Origin of the sequence: Nonomuraea diastatica, from assembly GCF_004349015.1 — a bacterium.
Lineage (GTDB): Bacteria > Actinomycetota > Actinomycetes > Streptosporangiales > Streptosporangiaceae > Nonomuraea > Nonomuraea diastatica.
The window spans coordinates 1-12,828 of sequence record NZ_SMKP01000095.1; the positions used below are offsets into that span (position 1 = coordinate 1).

The window sequence follows — 12,828 nt, forward strand, 5'->3', positions numbered from 1 at the left end:
TGCCGCCACCCCACCGGGCCGCCTTCCCGCCACCAACACCCGGGCCACTTTCCCGCCACCCACCCTCATCCACCGCGCCTGCTCGACCCGTGATCGTGCCGCTGACACCGCCGTCCTCCCACCGCCCGTCAACACCTCCACCGCCGCAACCTCCAGCGGCGGGCGCGTGAGCAGGCGGCATGCCGGCCGCGCGACCGGCATGGCACGGTCGGCGGGGCGTCGGCCAGGCTCCAGTGGGGGCATGGTGCCGGAGCACGCGGGCGTGCTCGACCCGCTGGTGCGCCCGTCCGCCGGTGCGTCGGCCTGCTCGTCCGTGCACCGGTGCACCCGTCGGTCCGCCTGCGTGTCCATGGCCTCGCCCGCGCGCCCGCCCGCCCGTGTGGCGGTCGGCACGCCCGCGCATCCGTGTGGCAAGGCGCCCCGGGCGCATGCCGTTGTCCGTCCCACGCCTCCTGCCAGGAAACCGACGCCTCGTGCGGGCTCCGGTTCGGTGGTGCGTGCTCGTCGCCGGCGAAGAGGAGGATCCACGGAGTTCGGTACGAGGAACGCGAAGTGCCCGCATCCGCTGGGTGGACGTCGAAACTCCGGGAAGGAGGACGTCGGTCGCCGCGAATGCGGGCACTCTGTGGTGAACCGGAGTTCATCGCCTCGGCGGACTCCGGGGGTGGCACAGGGAGCGCGCCACCGGGCTCAGGCTATGGCGTGAGCCCGATCACCTGAACCGGTCGTGGTCGAAGCGGTTGTGGTTGTGGTTCCGGTTGATGATGACGATCCGGATGCGGCCGTGGCCGTGGTGGTGGTGCCGGCGCCACTTGCCCCAGCGGCCCCAGCCCCAACCGCAGCGGCGCTTGTGGCAGTGACCGCCCGCCAGGACGGACGTGCCCGCGCTGACCTGGGTGGCGGCACTGGCAGCGGTCGTGGTCGCGCCCGCGGCGACCACGCCACCAGTCAGCGCCGTGCTGACGGCGAGGCCTGCGATAACACTTTTGAGCTTGGGCATTGCGTTTTCCCCCTAAAGGATCGATTGCCCCGTTCTCCCATTTCCTGCGATCGCGAGGATCGGTGGGAAACGGGATCGGATGCCTCGCTAGCGATTCATCCGTGGTCTACATATATCCGACTCAATGACCATCTAACCGGAATTGTCCAGTTTTGCCGGATAGTAGAGAACTGCATGGCTTTGTGGGGGTCGCCGTCGTCGCTATATGCCCGTACACATGCAGCGAGGGCCCCCTGGCCGATGCCAGTGGAGCCCTCACCGGGAGTGCCGTGCAAGATGAGGAGAAATGAGCCCGACATTCGCCGGTCGTGTTCACGTCGCTGTGCACGACGGCCATTCACGGATAACGGGTGCTCATTCCTGCGCCATCATTTCACGGGCATGTCACCAGCCACGGTTGTGGTGGTGGCGGCGCTCACCGTTCTCGTTGCGGTTGTCATTGCGGATGACGACGCAGATGTTCCCGCGGTGGTGACGGCGGTGTCCCCAGCCCCAGCCACCGTGGTGGTGGTGGCCGTGACGCTTGCAGCTTTGGCGGTGGTGACGCCGGTGTCCCCAGCCCCAGCCCCAGCCGCCGTCGTCCCCAGTGACGACGGACGGGCCGGTGCGGACCGGGGTGTTGGCCTCGGCGCTGGTCGCGCCCAGGCCGACCACGCCGCCGGTCATCGCCGTGCTAAGGGCGAGGCCTGCGATAACACTCTTGAGCTTGGGCATTGCGTTTTCCCCCTAAAGGATCGGTTGCCCCGTTCTCGACGTTTTCGGGTTACCTGAAAACAGGTCTTGGACGGCTGCTGAAGAGTCATCCGTGGAAAGTCATTTCCGGGGCTGTGGGCGGGCAAACAGGAATCACCCTATTTTGCTGTGCATTAACAATCTTATTGCTCGGCTTAAACGTCTATGCAGTGAAATGGCATGATATGTCCGATTGTGCCGCCACCCAGAGGGCCGCAGCACGGAATGGCGGATACTGCCCGCCCCGGCGTCCGAACTTCCTGGCCGCGCCGAGCGCAATATCCTGATCTGATTTCTGGCGTACGTATTCGCCGACACGATGGAATGGCGCGACCTGCCGGAGGCACAAAATCGCGCGCCGGCGGGCATGCTCGAATGGGAGCGGCGGCGCCGCGCCTTCGTCGATCCCGCCATTAACGCTACGTGCTTCGGCGATTACGTTAGGTGTCGCTGGTCTGATGCTTTCCGAGTCGGCCTGTCATAAACGGCAAACGCCGGCTTTTGCCGCAGTCTTGGGCTGTCATGAGATCCCTTAGATATCTATGAAGCGATATATGCCGATATGTCCGAATCGGCGTGGCCCCGCAAGCCCGCCCGTCACACCTCCGGCCGCGCCGGAGGGCGTGGTTATCGTTGAGGAAAGGGGAAGAGACGTCCGAGCGCGACGAAGGAGGTTCGATGATGACCGCGGAGCCGGTCCCGCACTGGCCGGGACGCATGATCGGCTCGGTGCACGTCCGATCCACCCAGCCGGCCCCAGGCGAGACCTGGGCCGGTTCCTCCACCGCCAGGCCGCCCCATGGCGAGGGACCGGGCGCGGCGCACGCGCACGCGGTCAGGGAGGGCCCGACGGAACAGGCCGTCTTCGTGCACGGGCTGGCGGGTTCGGCGACCAACTGGACCGATCTCATGGACGAGCTCAAGGACGAGGTCACCTGTCACGCCCTGGACCTGCCCGGCGCGGGTTACTCGCCGGTCCCCGCCGACGGCGACTACACCGTCGCGGGCCACGCCAAGGCCGTGATCGGCCTGCTGGAGCGGACGGGCCCGGCGCATCTGTTCGGCAACTCGCTCGGCGGCGCGGTCTCCGTCAGGGTCGCCGCCTGCCGTCCCGACCTGGTCCGCTCGCTCACCCTCATCTCGCCCGCACTGCCCGACCTGCTCCCGAGGTACGGCCCCGTCCGCGTGGCCGCCGCCGCGCTGCCCAAACTGGGCGAGTGGGCGGCGAACACGATGCGGCTGCTTCCGGTGGAGCAGCGGGTCAGCGCCTCGCTCGCCATGGTCTACGCCAACGCGGACGCCGTCCATCCCGAACGCCTGCGCGACGCCGTCGACGAGCAGCGCAGGCGTGACGACCTCCCGCACGCCGGGGAGGCCGTGGTCGCGTCCGCCCGGGGCATCGTCGCCGAATACTTCCGCTTCGGCGAGGACAACCTCTGGCGCCAGGCGGCGAAGGTCGAGGCGCCGACCCTGATCGTGCACGGGCGGCACGACCGTCTGGTCCGCCCGGCCATGGCCGCGAAGGCGTACCGTACGTTCCGGAAGGTGAGGCTGGTGTTGCTGCCCACGGCCGGGCACGTGGCGATGATGGAGACACCGCAGGTCGTGGCGGCGGAGGCACGCCGTCTGATCGGTGAGACTCGATTGGGGAATGCCCGACTCGCCAGCTAGGTTTCAAGGTGAGATGAGTCCCCCTGCAAACGGGAGCGTAGAAAGTGTCGTTGCCACCGCTGGTCGAGCCGGCCGCAGAGCTGACCGTCGACGAAGTGCGCCGCTACTCGCGTCACCTGATCATTCCCGATGTGGGCATGGCGGGGCAGAAGCGGCTGAAGAACGCCAAGGTGCTGTGTGTGGGCGCCGGGGGCCTGGGCTCGCCCGCGCTGCTCTATCTCGCGGCGGCCGGCGTCGGCACCCTCGGCATCATCGACTTCGACGTGGTCGATGAGTCCAACCTGCAGCGCCAGGTCATCCACGGCCAGTCCGACGTGGGCAGGCCGAAGGCCGAGAGCGCCGCCGCGTCGGTCCGTGAGATCAACCCGCTGGTCGACGTCGTGATCCACAACACGGCGCTGACCACGGAAAACGTCATGGAGATCTTCTCCGGCTACGACCTCATCGTCGACGGCACCGACAACTTCGCCACGCGCTACATGGTGAACGACGCCGCGGTGCTGCTCGGCAAGCCGTACGTCTGGGGGTCGATCTACCGCTTCGACGGACAGGCGAGCGTGTTCTGGGCCGAGCACGGGCCGTGCTACCGCTGCCTCTACCCTGAGCCCCCGCCTCCCGGCATGGTGCCGTCGTGCGCCGAGGGCGGCGTGCTCGGCGTGCTGTGCGCGTCGATCGGCTCCATCCAGGTCAACGAGGCCATCAAGCTGCTGACCGGCATCGGCGAGCCGCTGGTCGGGCGGCTGATGATCTATGACGCCCTGGAGATGAAATACCGCGACGTCAAGGTCCGCAAAGACCCCGAGTGCGTGCTGTGCGGGAAAAACCCGACGGTCACGCAGCTGCTCGACGACTACGAGGCGTTCTGCGGTGCGATCTCCGACGAGGCCGCCGAGGCCGCCAGCGGCTCCACGATCACGGCGCTCGAGCTCAAGGGCATGATGGACCGCGGCGAGAACATCTACGTCGTCGACGTCCGCGAGCCCAACGAGTTCGAGATCGTCTCCATCCCCGGCGCCACGCTGATCCCCAAGGGCGACTTCCTCAACGGCTCGGCCCTGGAGAAGCTGCCGCAGGACAAGAAGATCGTGCTGCACTGCAAGTCGGGCGCGCGCTCGGCCGAGGCGCTGGCGGTCGTCAAGGACGCCGGTTTCTCCGACGCCGTCCACGTCGGCGGTGGCGTGCTGAGCTGGGTCAAGACGGTCGACCCGAGCCTGCCCAGCTACTGACGGTCTCAAAGGGGCGCTCGCCGTGGATTCCGCACGCCCCTGGCCCACCCTGGTGGCGGCCTCCGCGTTGACGCTGATCTGCGCGGTGGCCGCCGGGGTGGCCGGCAGCGCGGCGGGCACAGAGCTGACCCGCGGGCCGAGCACGGCCGAGCTGCACGCGGCGGCACAGCGCGAGATCGCCGAACGCTGGCGTGCCTGGCCCACGGGCCGCATCTTCCCCGCCACCCTGCCCTACGCCGCTGAGCAGGGCGGGCGAGAGCGCGCCAGGAGGATCGGCATCTCGCCACGCACCTCGTGCGCGGACTCCGTGGACGCCAAGGCCGCCACGGCGTTGCGCACGGCGGGCTGCCGGGGCGTGGTGCGGGCGACCTACATCGACGCGCTACGCGGAGTGCTCGTGACGATCGGCGTCGTCGCCATGCGCGACGAGCGGGGCGCTCTGCACGCCAAGTCCGCCTTCTCCGACAACGGCGAACCCGCGCCTGGCCTGCGGCCGCTGGCCCTTCGCGGCACGGTGGCCGACCGGTTCACTCCTGTCGTACGCCAGGCGGGCTCGGTGCGCCAGGCGGGCCCCTATCTCGTGCTGACCACCGCAGGCCAGGTGGACGGGCGGCCCGCCGACGCGGTGGCCGAGCAGCGGCCCGCCATCTTCGCCTTCGCCACCGAGATCTCCGAGCACGTGCTGTCGGAGCTGAGCACGCCGCGGATGCCCGACTGCACGGCCAAGGAGTGGACGTGCTGAGGCAGGGCAGAGGCGGTGCCGTGCTGAGGCGAAGTGCGGTGGCGGCGGCGTTCGGGTCGTTGCTGCTGGTGACGCCGCCCGCCGGCCCGCCCGTCTGGGCCGACGACGTGCGGGGCGGCCAGCAGGCGGTGATCGAGACGCTCGACCTCACCGAGGCGTGGCGCACCAGCAAGGGCGCAGAGGTGCTCGTGGCCGTGCTCGACTCCGGTGTCGACCCGCGCCATCGTGACCTGGCCGGCTCGGTACGCGTGGGCAAGGATTTCACTGAGGGCGCAAACCCGCTGGGGGTGACTCCGCGCAGGTTGCACGGCACGTACATGGCCTCGCTGATCGCCGGGCACGGCCACGGGCCCAACGGAAAACGGGGGATCATCGGCGTCGCGCCCGAAGCACACGTACTGTCAGTAAGGGTCATCCTTGAGGATGAAGAGCCCGGTTTCCGGGAGTTCAACTCCGCCGAGCGCTTCGAGAACGTGGTGGCCCGTGGCATTCGCTACGCGGTGGACGAGGGAGCAGACGTGATCAACATGTCGATCTCCAAAGAGCTGGCGACCCGGCAGGAGCGTGCGGCCATCCGTTACGCCATCTCCAAGGGCGTCGTGCTCGTGGCCGCCGCAGGCAACCACGGCGACAGCAAGATCGACGGCGACTTCGCACCCTATTCCTACCCGGCGGCGTTCCCCGGGGTCGTCTCGGTGGGGGCGACGGATCGGCGGCTGCGGCGGGCCGCGTTCTCCAACTGGAACTCCTCGGTGCTGGTGTCCGCGCCCGGCGTGGACATCATGGGTGCGGGCCCTGGCGACGAATACTGGGTCGGCAGGGGCACCTCGCAGGCGACCGCGCTGGTGTCCGGGGTAGCTGCCCTCATTAAAGCGAAATATCCGGATATGTCGCCGCCGCTCGTCGCCCGCGCCCTCTCCACTGGCGCCACCGACCGCCCGCCCGGCGGCTACGACACCGCCACCGGCTTCGGCGTCGTGAACGCCGCCAGGGCGCTGGCCGAGGCCGGCATGCTCGCCGGGCACACCGAGACCGCCACCGGCGCCGATGCCCACGACCCGGCCAAGCCGCTGGCCGGCGCCGACGCGGGCCCTGTCAAGGTCATCACCAGGGACCGGCGGCAGGTGACGCTCTACTCCGCCATCGCCGCCGCGGCGGGCGCCGGTGCGCTCGCGTCCCTGGCCGTCATATTCATCCTGGTCAGGCGCGTACGCCGGGCACAGAGTTCACAAGAGGCATGATCCGCCTACTTAGGGGGACGAAATAGACAAGCGAACGCGGGAACGAGGCGGTGGTGAAGGCACGTAGGACGACCTCAGGGCTTCCGCGCGCCGGGGGAGAGGCCACGCAGCAACGGAGCAACCCGCTCGGTGCCGCGACCGGCCGCAGGTCACGCGTCCGCGCATGGCCCGCGGCCAATTCCCGCACGCGCACGGCCGCCCGGCAGCGCGCCCAGATGGAGAACCTCAGGCAGGGCATCCGCTACCGGCGCATCTTCGTCGCGCTGCTCGGCGTCATCGTCGCCGTCTCGGTCATCGTCGTGCTGCTGGGCGCGGTCGGGCTGGTCGCCGAGACCCGCTCGCGCCCGCTGACCGCCGCCGAGCAGAACCAGTACAAAGACGAGGAGATCGCCAGGCGCTGGCAGGCGTGGCCGGCCACGGGCGTCTTCCCGGAAGAGGTGAAGTACGTCGGCCTCGACCGCGCCCAGCAGTACGCCAGGCGCGTCGGCATCGCACCGGAGACCGACTGCGGCAAGGGCGTGGACGCCTCCGTGGCCGGGGTGTTGCAGAGCCACGGGTGCGTCACCATGCTGCGGGCCACGTACACCGACCAGACGGCCGCGTTCGTCATCACGGTCGGCGTCGCCGTGCTGGAGAACGAGGAGTCCAGGGTCTCGGCGACGGACGAGCTCACCAAGGACGACCGCGTCGGCGTGCTGCCGGTCGCCTTCCCCGGCACGGTGGCCGAACGCTTCGGCCCGCAGCAGCGCCAGCGCACCGGCTGGGTGGGCGCGGGGCCGTACATCGTGTTCTCGACGGCGGGCTACGCCGACGGGCGCACCAGGGCGGCGGTCCCGCCCGAGGAGATCCTGCACAGTGAGTTGTGGCCGGCGGCCAAGTCGGTCGGCAACCAGATCGCCTACTTCCTGGCGGACCCGCCCAAGGTGCCGCCCTGTACCCAGGGGAACGTGTGCTGAACGCCGTACGCACGCTCACGGCCGCGCTGCTCGTCCTGGCAGGACCCGCCGCCGACCCCGTGCGCGACCAGCAGCAGTGGGTGCTGGACGCGCTCAACGTCGAGCAGGCGTGGTCGGTCACCAAGGGCGCGGGCGTCACCGTCGCCGTCGTGGACAGCGCGGTGGACGGCGAGGTCAAAGAGCTCAAGGGCCGCGTGAGCGCCGGTCCCGACATGACCTCGGGCGCGGTGAGCCGCGAAGTGTCGCCGGGCAGGCACGGCACCGCCATGGCCGGGCTGATCGCCGGCTCGGGCGAGGACGACGGGTTCACCGGCGTCGCCCCGGCCGCGCGCATCCTCTCGCTGCCCCTGGTCACCGACGAGGAGCCCACGATGACCACGCCGGCGCCGGACGAGGGGCGATCGCCGGAGAGCCCGCTTGCCCGCGCCCTGCGCTACGCCGCCAACCACGGCGCCCAGGTCGTCAGCATGTCGATCGGCTCCTACGGCCCGCTCAGGTCCGAGCGTGAGGCCGTGTCCTACGCGCTCGGCAAGGGCGTCGTGCTGGTGGCCGCCGTGGGCAACGACGGCCAGACCGACTACGCGAAGAAGGAGGGCACCTCCTACTGGAGCTTCCCCGCCGGCTACCCGGGCGTCATCGGCGTGGGGGCCACCGACAAGCAGGGCAGGCGGGCGACGTTCAGCAGCGACAACCTGTCGGTGCTGGTCGCGGCGCCCGGCGTCGACGTGCCGGTGGTCAAGCGCAGGAGCGGCTACGAGATGTCGCAGGGCACCAGCTCGGCCGCCGCGCTCGTGGCGGGCGTGGCCGCGCTGATCAAGTCGCGCTATCCGAAGATGCGCCCGGAGCAGGTGGCCCAGGCGCTGTCGTCGAGCGCCAAGGGCCGGCCCGCCGCCGGTTACGACGACCGGACAGGGTTCGGCGTGGTCGACGCGGCGGCCGCGCTCACCGCCGCCGGACGCCTGACCGGCGCGAAACGCGGCGTCGTGCCGGGGATCAAGCATTTCGGGGAGGGCGAGGACTCACCCGTTCCGGGGCCTCCTGGGCCCGACCCGCTCCGCCTGGTGTTGTACGGCGGCGGCGTGCTGGTGGCGCTGGTGGCGTTCTGCGGCGCGATCATCATGCTCAATCAGCGCAAGGAGTGAAAGGCTCCCGACGACGAGAGGAGTAAAGATCCGCTATGGTCCCCCGTCATGGGATACGAGCTGCGGGTGGTGCGTGAGTCGCCACTCGCCTTCGCGGAGCTCGCGAAGGCCATCGCGCCGGCCGGTTTCGAGCTGCGCGGATCTGACGAGATCGTGGCCGGTCACGGGGGCGCCACGCACGTGGTGGCACGCTGGGAGGACCAGCTGATCGGCGAGCCCGGCTCCGACTGGCAGGTGGCACAACTCCTGCGGCTGTCGGCCGCGCTCGGCGCCCGGCTCGTGGGCGAGGACGGCGAGGTCTACGCCCTGCGTGACGGCGTCATCGAGGTCGAGGCGGGCGGCGGCACGGTGGAGATCGGCAAGTTCGACGAGATCATCGACGCTGGGCCGGCCGCATGGACTCCATGAACCCGTTCGCGGAGAAGGTGCTCGATCTCGTGGAGCGCATCCCGCCGGGCAAGGTCATGGCCTACGGCGACATAGCCGAATACCTCGGCGAGGGCGGTCCGCGTCAGGTCGGCGCGGTGATGTCGACGTGGGGCGGCGGCGTGCCGTGGTGGCGGGTCGTGCACGCTGACGGCAGCGGCGCCGCCCCCGACCACCTGCGGAGATGCCTGGCCCACTGGCGCGAGGAGGGCACGCCGCTGCGCGGCGAGCGGGTGGACATGCGGCGGGCCCGCTGGGACGGGCGTTCAGCGGATTTTCAGTAAGCGGCTTGACCAGCACTTTCGCCGAACGGGCGATTCTGTGACATGTGACGCCCATTACCATGGGCAAAACACTGATGGCGGCCCGAAAGGCGGTGCCTCCCTATGGCCACCGGCGTTACAGCCCAAAGCCAGGGCGGCGATTCGCTCGCCGACCGCCTGAAGGCTGTCCAAGATCTTTGTGATCGTGGCGAGCCTCTCGAAGCGGTCATGCGAGCGGTCGGTCCAGGCGGTCGCGACGCGGCGTTCGACACCGAGGTGCTGAGCGGCCCTTTGGGGAACCGTATAGACCTCGCGGTCAAGCGCGGCGCGGCGCGCCGGCGTGAGCTGCTCCACGTCATCCGCCCCTACCTGGCGGGCGTCGACGCGCGTGTCAAACGCGACCTGCCGGTCGCGCGCCGCGTCATCTGCCACCTGATCGAGCACCGCCCCGACGATGAGCTCGTCGAGGGCGAGACGCTCACCACGGTCGTGGCCGCGGCGGCCGAGCCGTCCAAGCGCATCCGCAAGGGCCTGCGCTGGTACGCCGAGCTGCCCTTCAGCGACGAGCTGCCGCCCGACCTGCTCCGGCTGCGCCGCTCCGACCTGGTCCCGGTGACCCACATCGACGACATCGTCTGGGTCGACGGCAAGCTGCGCGTCACCGGTTTCGCCTACCTGGCGGGTCTGTCCGTGCGCAGCCGCAGGTTCAACTGGGCGACCGTGGTGCTGCGCGGCCCTCGGTGGCTGCCGCCCATCCGCATGCGCACACGCCGGGTCCTCGCCCCCGAGGCCACTCACGGGGCGCGCGAGCCGGGCTGCAACTACGACTGGTCCGGATTCAGCGCGGATCTCAGCCCGTGGTCGCTGCGCTGGCGCGGTGCCGTCCGCGGCGCGGTGTCCGCCGTGCGCCGCCGGATGCGCCACCGGCCCTCCGTACCCGACGCCACGACGTGGCGCGCGGAGATCGTGTTCTGGAGCCGGGGGGCGCGGGCCACCGGCCTGCTGCGCGGCTTCTCGGTCGGCAGGCCGGAGCGCCCGGCCGGGCGCCGGCTGAAGCCGGGCTGGTGGGCCAGGCCGGTCTGGACGTCCGACAGGGCGCTGCAGGTCGTGCTCCAGCCCAACCGGGCCGAGCTGAAGGGCGTGTCCGTCGACGGCGAACGCCTCGAACTCACGATCTCCCTGCCCGGCCGTACGGTGACCAAGGGTCACGCCAGGCTGGGCGGCCACCGCATCGCCGCCGACTTCACGCCCTCGGGCGACGGCACGCAGGTCGTCGTCGGGCTGGCCGTGCCCGCGCTGCTGCAGGAGAAGGACGGCCGGCGGCTCTGGGTCGAGCCCAAGGGCGACCCCGCCGCGTCGGTCATGCTCGCCGACCTGGTGGAGACCCGCACGACCGTGGGCGACCGCGAGATCACCGTGCTCGGCGACCGGCGTGACCGCGTCGTCGTCTCCGCCCACCGCATCCGGCCGGTGATCACCTCGGTGGACTGGGAAGGGCCGGTGCTCGTCCTGCGCGGCGACTATCCCGACGCGCCGGGCTCCCGCACGCTTACGCTGCGGCACAGGTCGGGGCTGTCCTACTGGATTCCCATGGAGCGGTCCGGCGACGCGTTCACCGTACGCGTCGAGCCGGCGGCCATGGACCGTTTCGGCGATGCCGTGCCGCTGGCGTCCGGCACCTGGAACTTGTCGGTGCGCCACCCCTCGGGTGAGATCGTGCCGCTGCGTGTCGACCACGCCGCGCTGCCCGGGTTCGACGAGGATCCGCGCACGTTCGACGGGCGTACGTACCGGATGATCTCCACGCGGTTCGACGTGCCGGTGGTGACGGTCGAGGAGGACCGGCCCGCCGACGAGCGGGGCGTGGCGGGCACCCACGTGCTGCGCCGCGTGTTCTACCCGGCCCAGCGCTCCGAGCCGCTGACGGACGCGACCGCCTACGTCGTCAACGACGGGCGTTTGTACGCCGACAGCGTCCGCGCGATCTACGAGGAGCGGCTGCGGCGGGGCGACGACCGCGAGCACATCTGGATCGTCAAGGACGGCGCGTTCGTGCCGGAGGGCGGCGCGACCGTCGTGCGTGCCGGCAGCCGCGAGCACCATGCGGCGCTGGCCAGATCGCGCCACATCATCACCAACGCGTTCCTGCCCACGTGGTTCCGCGCCCGCGAGGACCAGGTCGTGGTGCAGACCTGGCACGGCACCCCGGCCAAGCACCTCGGCAACGACCAGCCCCACATGCAGCGCGACCCGAAGCCGCCGATCTGGTACCGGCAGGCGGCGGAGGTGCGCGGCTGGGACCTGTTGTTGTCGCAGTCGCCGTGGGCCACACCGGTGCTGCGCAAGGCGTTCGGCTACAAGGGTGAGGTGCTGGAGAGCGGCCTGCCCCGCAACGACGTGCTCACCTCGCCCGACCGCGACGCGCTCGCGGCTGCGGTGCGCGAGCGTCTCGGGCTGGCGCCGGGCAAGCGGGTGGTCCTGTACGCGCCGACGTGGCGTGACTACGACCGCAAGAACGCCATGGTCAAGCTCGACCTCGCCAAGGCCCGGGAGGCGCTGGGCGCCGACCACGAGATCCTCGTACGCGCCCACCCGATGCAGGCCATGCCTGCTGTCCCCGACATCGCCCGCGACGTCACCACATATCCAGACATCGCCGAGCTGCTTCTGGTGACCGACGTCCTGGTGACCGACTACTCCTCGGTCATGTTCGACTTCGTCTGCACCGGCCGCCCGATCGTGTTCTACGGCTACGACCTGGCGAAATATTCGTCGAAGCGGGGCCTCTACCTCGACCTGCCCGAGCAGGCGCCGGGGCCGGTGTTGTCGACGTCGGCCGAGGTGATCGACGCGCTGAGGTCGATCGACGAGGTGGCGGCGGCACACGCGGACCGGTACGACGCCTTCCGCGCCACGTTCGCGCCCAAGGACGACGGCAAGGCCACGGCGCGCGTGGTGGACCACCTCTTCCCCTGACGGGGCGGCGGCCGGTCGTCAGAGGTCGGGCAGGTCCGGCAGGAGGAGGCGCCTGCCAGGATCGTGCGCGGGATCGGCGGGCGGCCCGACGCGGGTGGCCGACTCGGCGCGGTAGACGTGGTGCAGGCTGTCGGAGAGCCCGTTGAGCGGCTGGACGGACAGCAGCGGGCGCAGCGGGCCAGGCCGCCATCCGGTCTCCTCCTCGACCTCGCGGGCCGCCGCCGCGATCGGCATCTCGCCCTCGTCGATCCGCCCGAGCGGGATCTCCCAGCCCCAGGTGTCGGTGATGAAGCGGTGCCGCCAGATCAGCAGCACCCGGTCGTGGCCGTCGGTGACGACGACCCGCGCGCCGGGCGCGGTGCGGACGAGCCGGTGGCCGAGGTGGCGCCCGTCGGGCAGCTCCACGTCGGCGACCCTGGTCCAGCCACTCGTCAGAGTGCTGCGGCGTCTCGG

The 12,828-nt window shown here is 70.5% G+C and carries 13 protein-coding genes; 9 read left to right on the forward strand and 4 right to left on the reverse strand.

Translation table 11 applies throughout. The features are described from left to right. The 3 genes from E1294_RS54790 to E1294_RS29370 form a co-directional block, all read right to left on the reverse strand. A partial coding sequence (locus tag E1294_RS54790) for a hypothetical protein (RefSeq protein WP_220448000.1) occupies window positions 1–393 on the reverse strand: 393 nt, incomplete at its 3' end. A 319-nt stretch (window positions 394–712) separates the two neighbouring features. Beyond that, window positions 713–1,000 carry a hypothetical protein gene (locus tag E1294_RS29365; RefSeq protein WP_132513708.1) on the reverse strand — a complete coding sequence of 96 codons (288 nt, stop codon included), beginning with the start codon at window positions 998–1,000 and terminating at the stop codon, window positions 713–715. Window positions 1,001–1,384: 384 nt separating this feature from the next. Continuing rightward, complete coding sequence (locus E1294_RS29370; protein ID WP_132513710.1) at window positions 1,385–1,714, reverse strand: hypothetical protein; 330 nt, start codon at window positions 1,712–1,714, stop codon at window positions 1,385–1,387. Between the two features lie 696 nt (window positions 1,715–2,410). Between E1294_RS29370 and E1294_RS29375 the strand changes: the two genes are divergently transcribed. The 9 genes from E1294_RS29375 (at window position 2,411) to E1294_RS29415 (ending at window position 12,375) form a co-directional block, all read left to right on the forward strand. Next, window positions 2,411–3,403: an alpha/beta fold hydrolase gene (locus E1294_RS29375; RefSeq protein ID WP_246083351.1), complete on the forward strand. Its 993-nt coding sequence runs from the start codon at window positions 2,411–2,413 to the stop codon at window positions 3,401–3,403. A gap of 44 nt (window positions 3,404–3,447) precedes the next feature. Beyond that, the gene (moeZ, locus tag E1294_RS29380; RefSeq protein WP_132513712.1) at window positions 3,448–4,629 is read left to right on the forward strand and encodes an adenylyltransferase/sulfurtransferase MoeZ; all 1,182 of its coding nucleotides are present in this window, start codon (window positions 3,448–3,450) and stop codon (window positions 4,627–4,629) included. A 22-nt stretch (window positions 4,630–4,651) separates the two neighbouring features. Continuing rightward, a complete protein-coding gene (locus tag E1294_RS29385) occupies window positions 4,652–5,371 on the forward strand; it encodes a hypothetical protein (protein WP_246083352.1) in 720 nt (239 codons plus the stop codon). A 20-nt stretch (window positions 5,372–5,391) separates the two neighbouring features. After that, window positions 5,392–6,612, forward strand: a complete 1,221-nt coding sequence (locus E1294_RS29390; RefSeq protein WP_132513714.1) for a S8 family serine peptidase — start codon at window positions 5,392–5,394, stop codon at window positions 6,610–6,612. A 53-nt stretch (window positions 6,613–6,665) separates the two neighbouring features. Continuing rightward, the gene (locus tag E1294_RS29395; protein WP_132513716.1) at window positions 6,666–7,568 is read left to right on the forward strand and encodes a hypothetical protein; all 903 of its coding nucleotides are present in this window, start codon (window positions 6,666–6,668) and stop codon (window positions 7,566–7,568) included. Then, the gene (locus tag E1294_RS29400; protein ID WP_132513718.1) at window positions 7,562–8,710 is read left to right on the forward strand and encodes a S8 family serine peptidase; all 1,149 of its coding nucleotides are present in this window, start codon (window positions 7,562–7,564) and stop codon (window positions 8,708–8,710) included. Before E1294_RS29395 ends, E1294_RS29400 begins: the two co-directional genes overlap by 7 nt. Before the next feature lie 48 nt (window positions 8,711–8,758). Further along, entirely contained in the window at window positions 8,759–9,118 is a 360-nt protein-coding gene (locus tag E1294_RS29405) for a hypothetical protein (protein ID WP_132513720.1), read from the forward strand. Next, window positions 9,106–9,420 carry an MGMT family protein gene (locus E1294_RS29410; RefSeq protein ID WP_132513722.1) on the forward strand — a complete coding sequence of 105 codons (315 nt, stop codon included), beginning with the start codon at window positions 9,106–9,108 and terminating at the stop codon, window positions 9,418–9,420. The genes E1294_RS29405 and E1294_RS29410 overlap by 13 nt, the downstream gene beginning before the upstream one ends. 207 nt (window positions 9,421–9,627) lie before the next feature. Continuing rightward, on the forward strand, window positions 9,628–12,375 hold the full coding sequence (locus E1294_RS29415) for a CDP-glycerol glycerophosphotransferase family protein (RefSeq protein ID WP_132513724.1): 2,748 nt from the start codon (window positions 9,628–9,630) through the stop codon (window positions 12,373–12,375). An 18-nt stretch (window positions 12,376–12,393) separates the two neighbouring features. Here the strand turns inward: E1294_RS29415 and E1294_RS29420 are convergent, their stop codons facing one another. Beyond that, window positions 12,394–12,780: an NUDIX domain-containing protein gene (locus E1294_RS29420; protein ID WP_342775091.1), complete on the reverse strand. Its 387-nt coding sequence runs from the start codon at window positions 12,778–12,780 to the stop codon at window positions 12,394–12,396. Window positions 12,781–12,828 lie beyond the last annotated feature (48 nt).

What these genes read in the sequence shown, in the direction of transcription:
- E1294_RS29375 (WP_246083351.1), top strand. Translation starts at nt 2,411, where the DNA reads ATGATGACCGCGGAGCCGGTCCCGCACTGGCCGGGACGCATGATCGGC.
- E1294_RS29415 (WP_132513724.1), top strand. Translation starts at nt 9,628, where the DNA reads ATGCGAGCGGTCGGTCCAGGCGGTCGCGACGCGGCGTTCGACACCGAG.
- E1294_RS29365 (WP_132513708.1), bottom strand. Translation starts at nt 1,000, where the DNA reads ATGCCCAAGCTCAAAAGTGTTATCGCAGGCCTCGCCGTCAGCACGGCG.
- E1294_RS29410 (WP_132513722.1), top strand. Translation starts at nt 9,106, where the DNA reads ATGGACTCCATGAACCCGTTCGCGGAGAAGGTGCTCGATCTCGTGGAG.
- E1294_RS29405 (WP_132513720.1), top strand. Translation starts at nt 8,759, where the DNA reads ATGGGATACGAGCTGCGGGTGGTGCGTGAGTCGCCACTCGCCTTCGCG.
- E1294_RS29370 (WP_132513710.1), bottom strand. Translation starts at nt 1,714, where the DNA reads ATGCCCAAGCTCAAGAGTGTTATCGCAGGCCTCGCCCTTAGCACGGCG.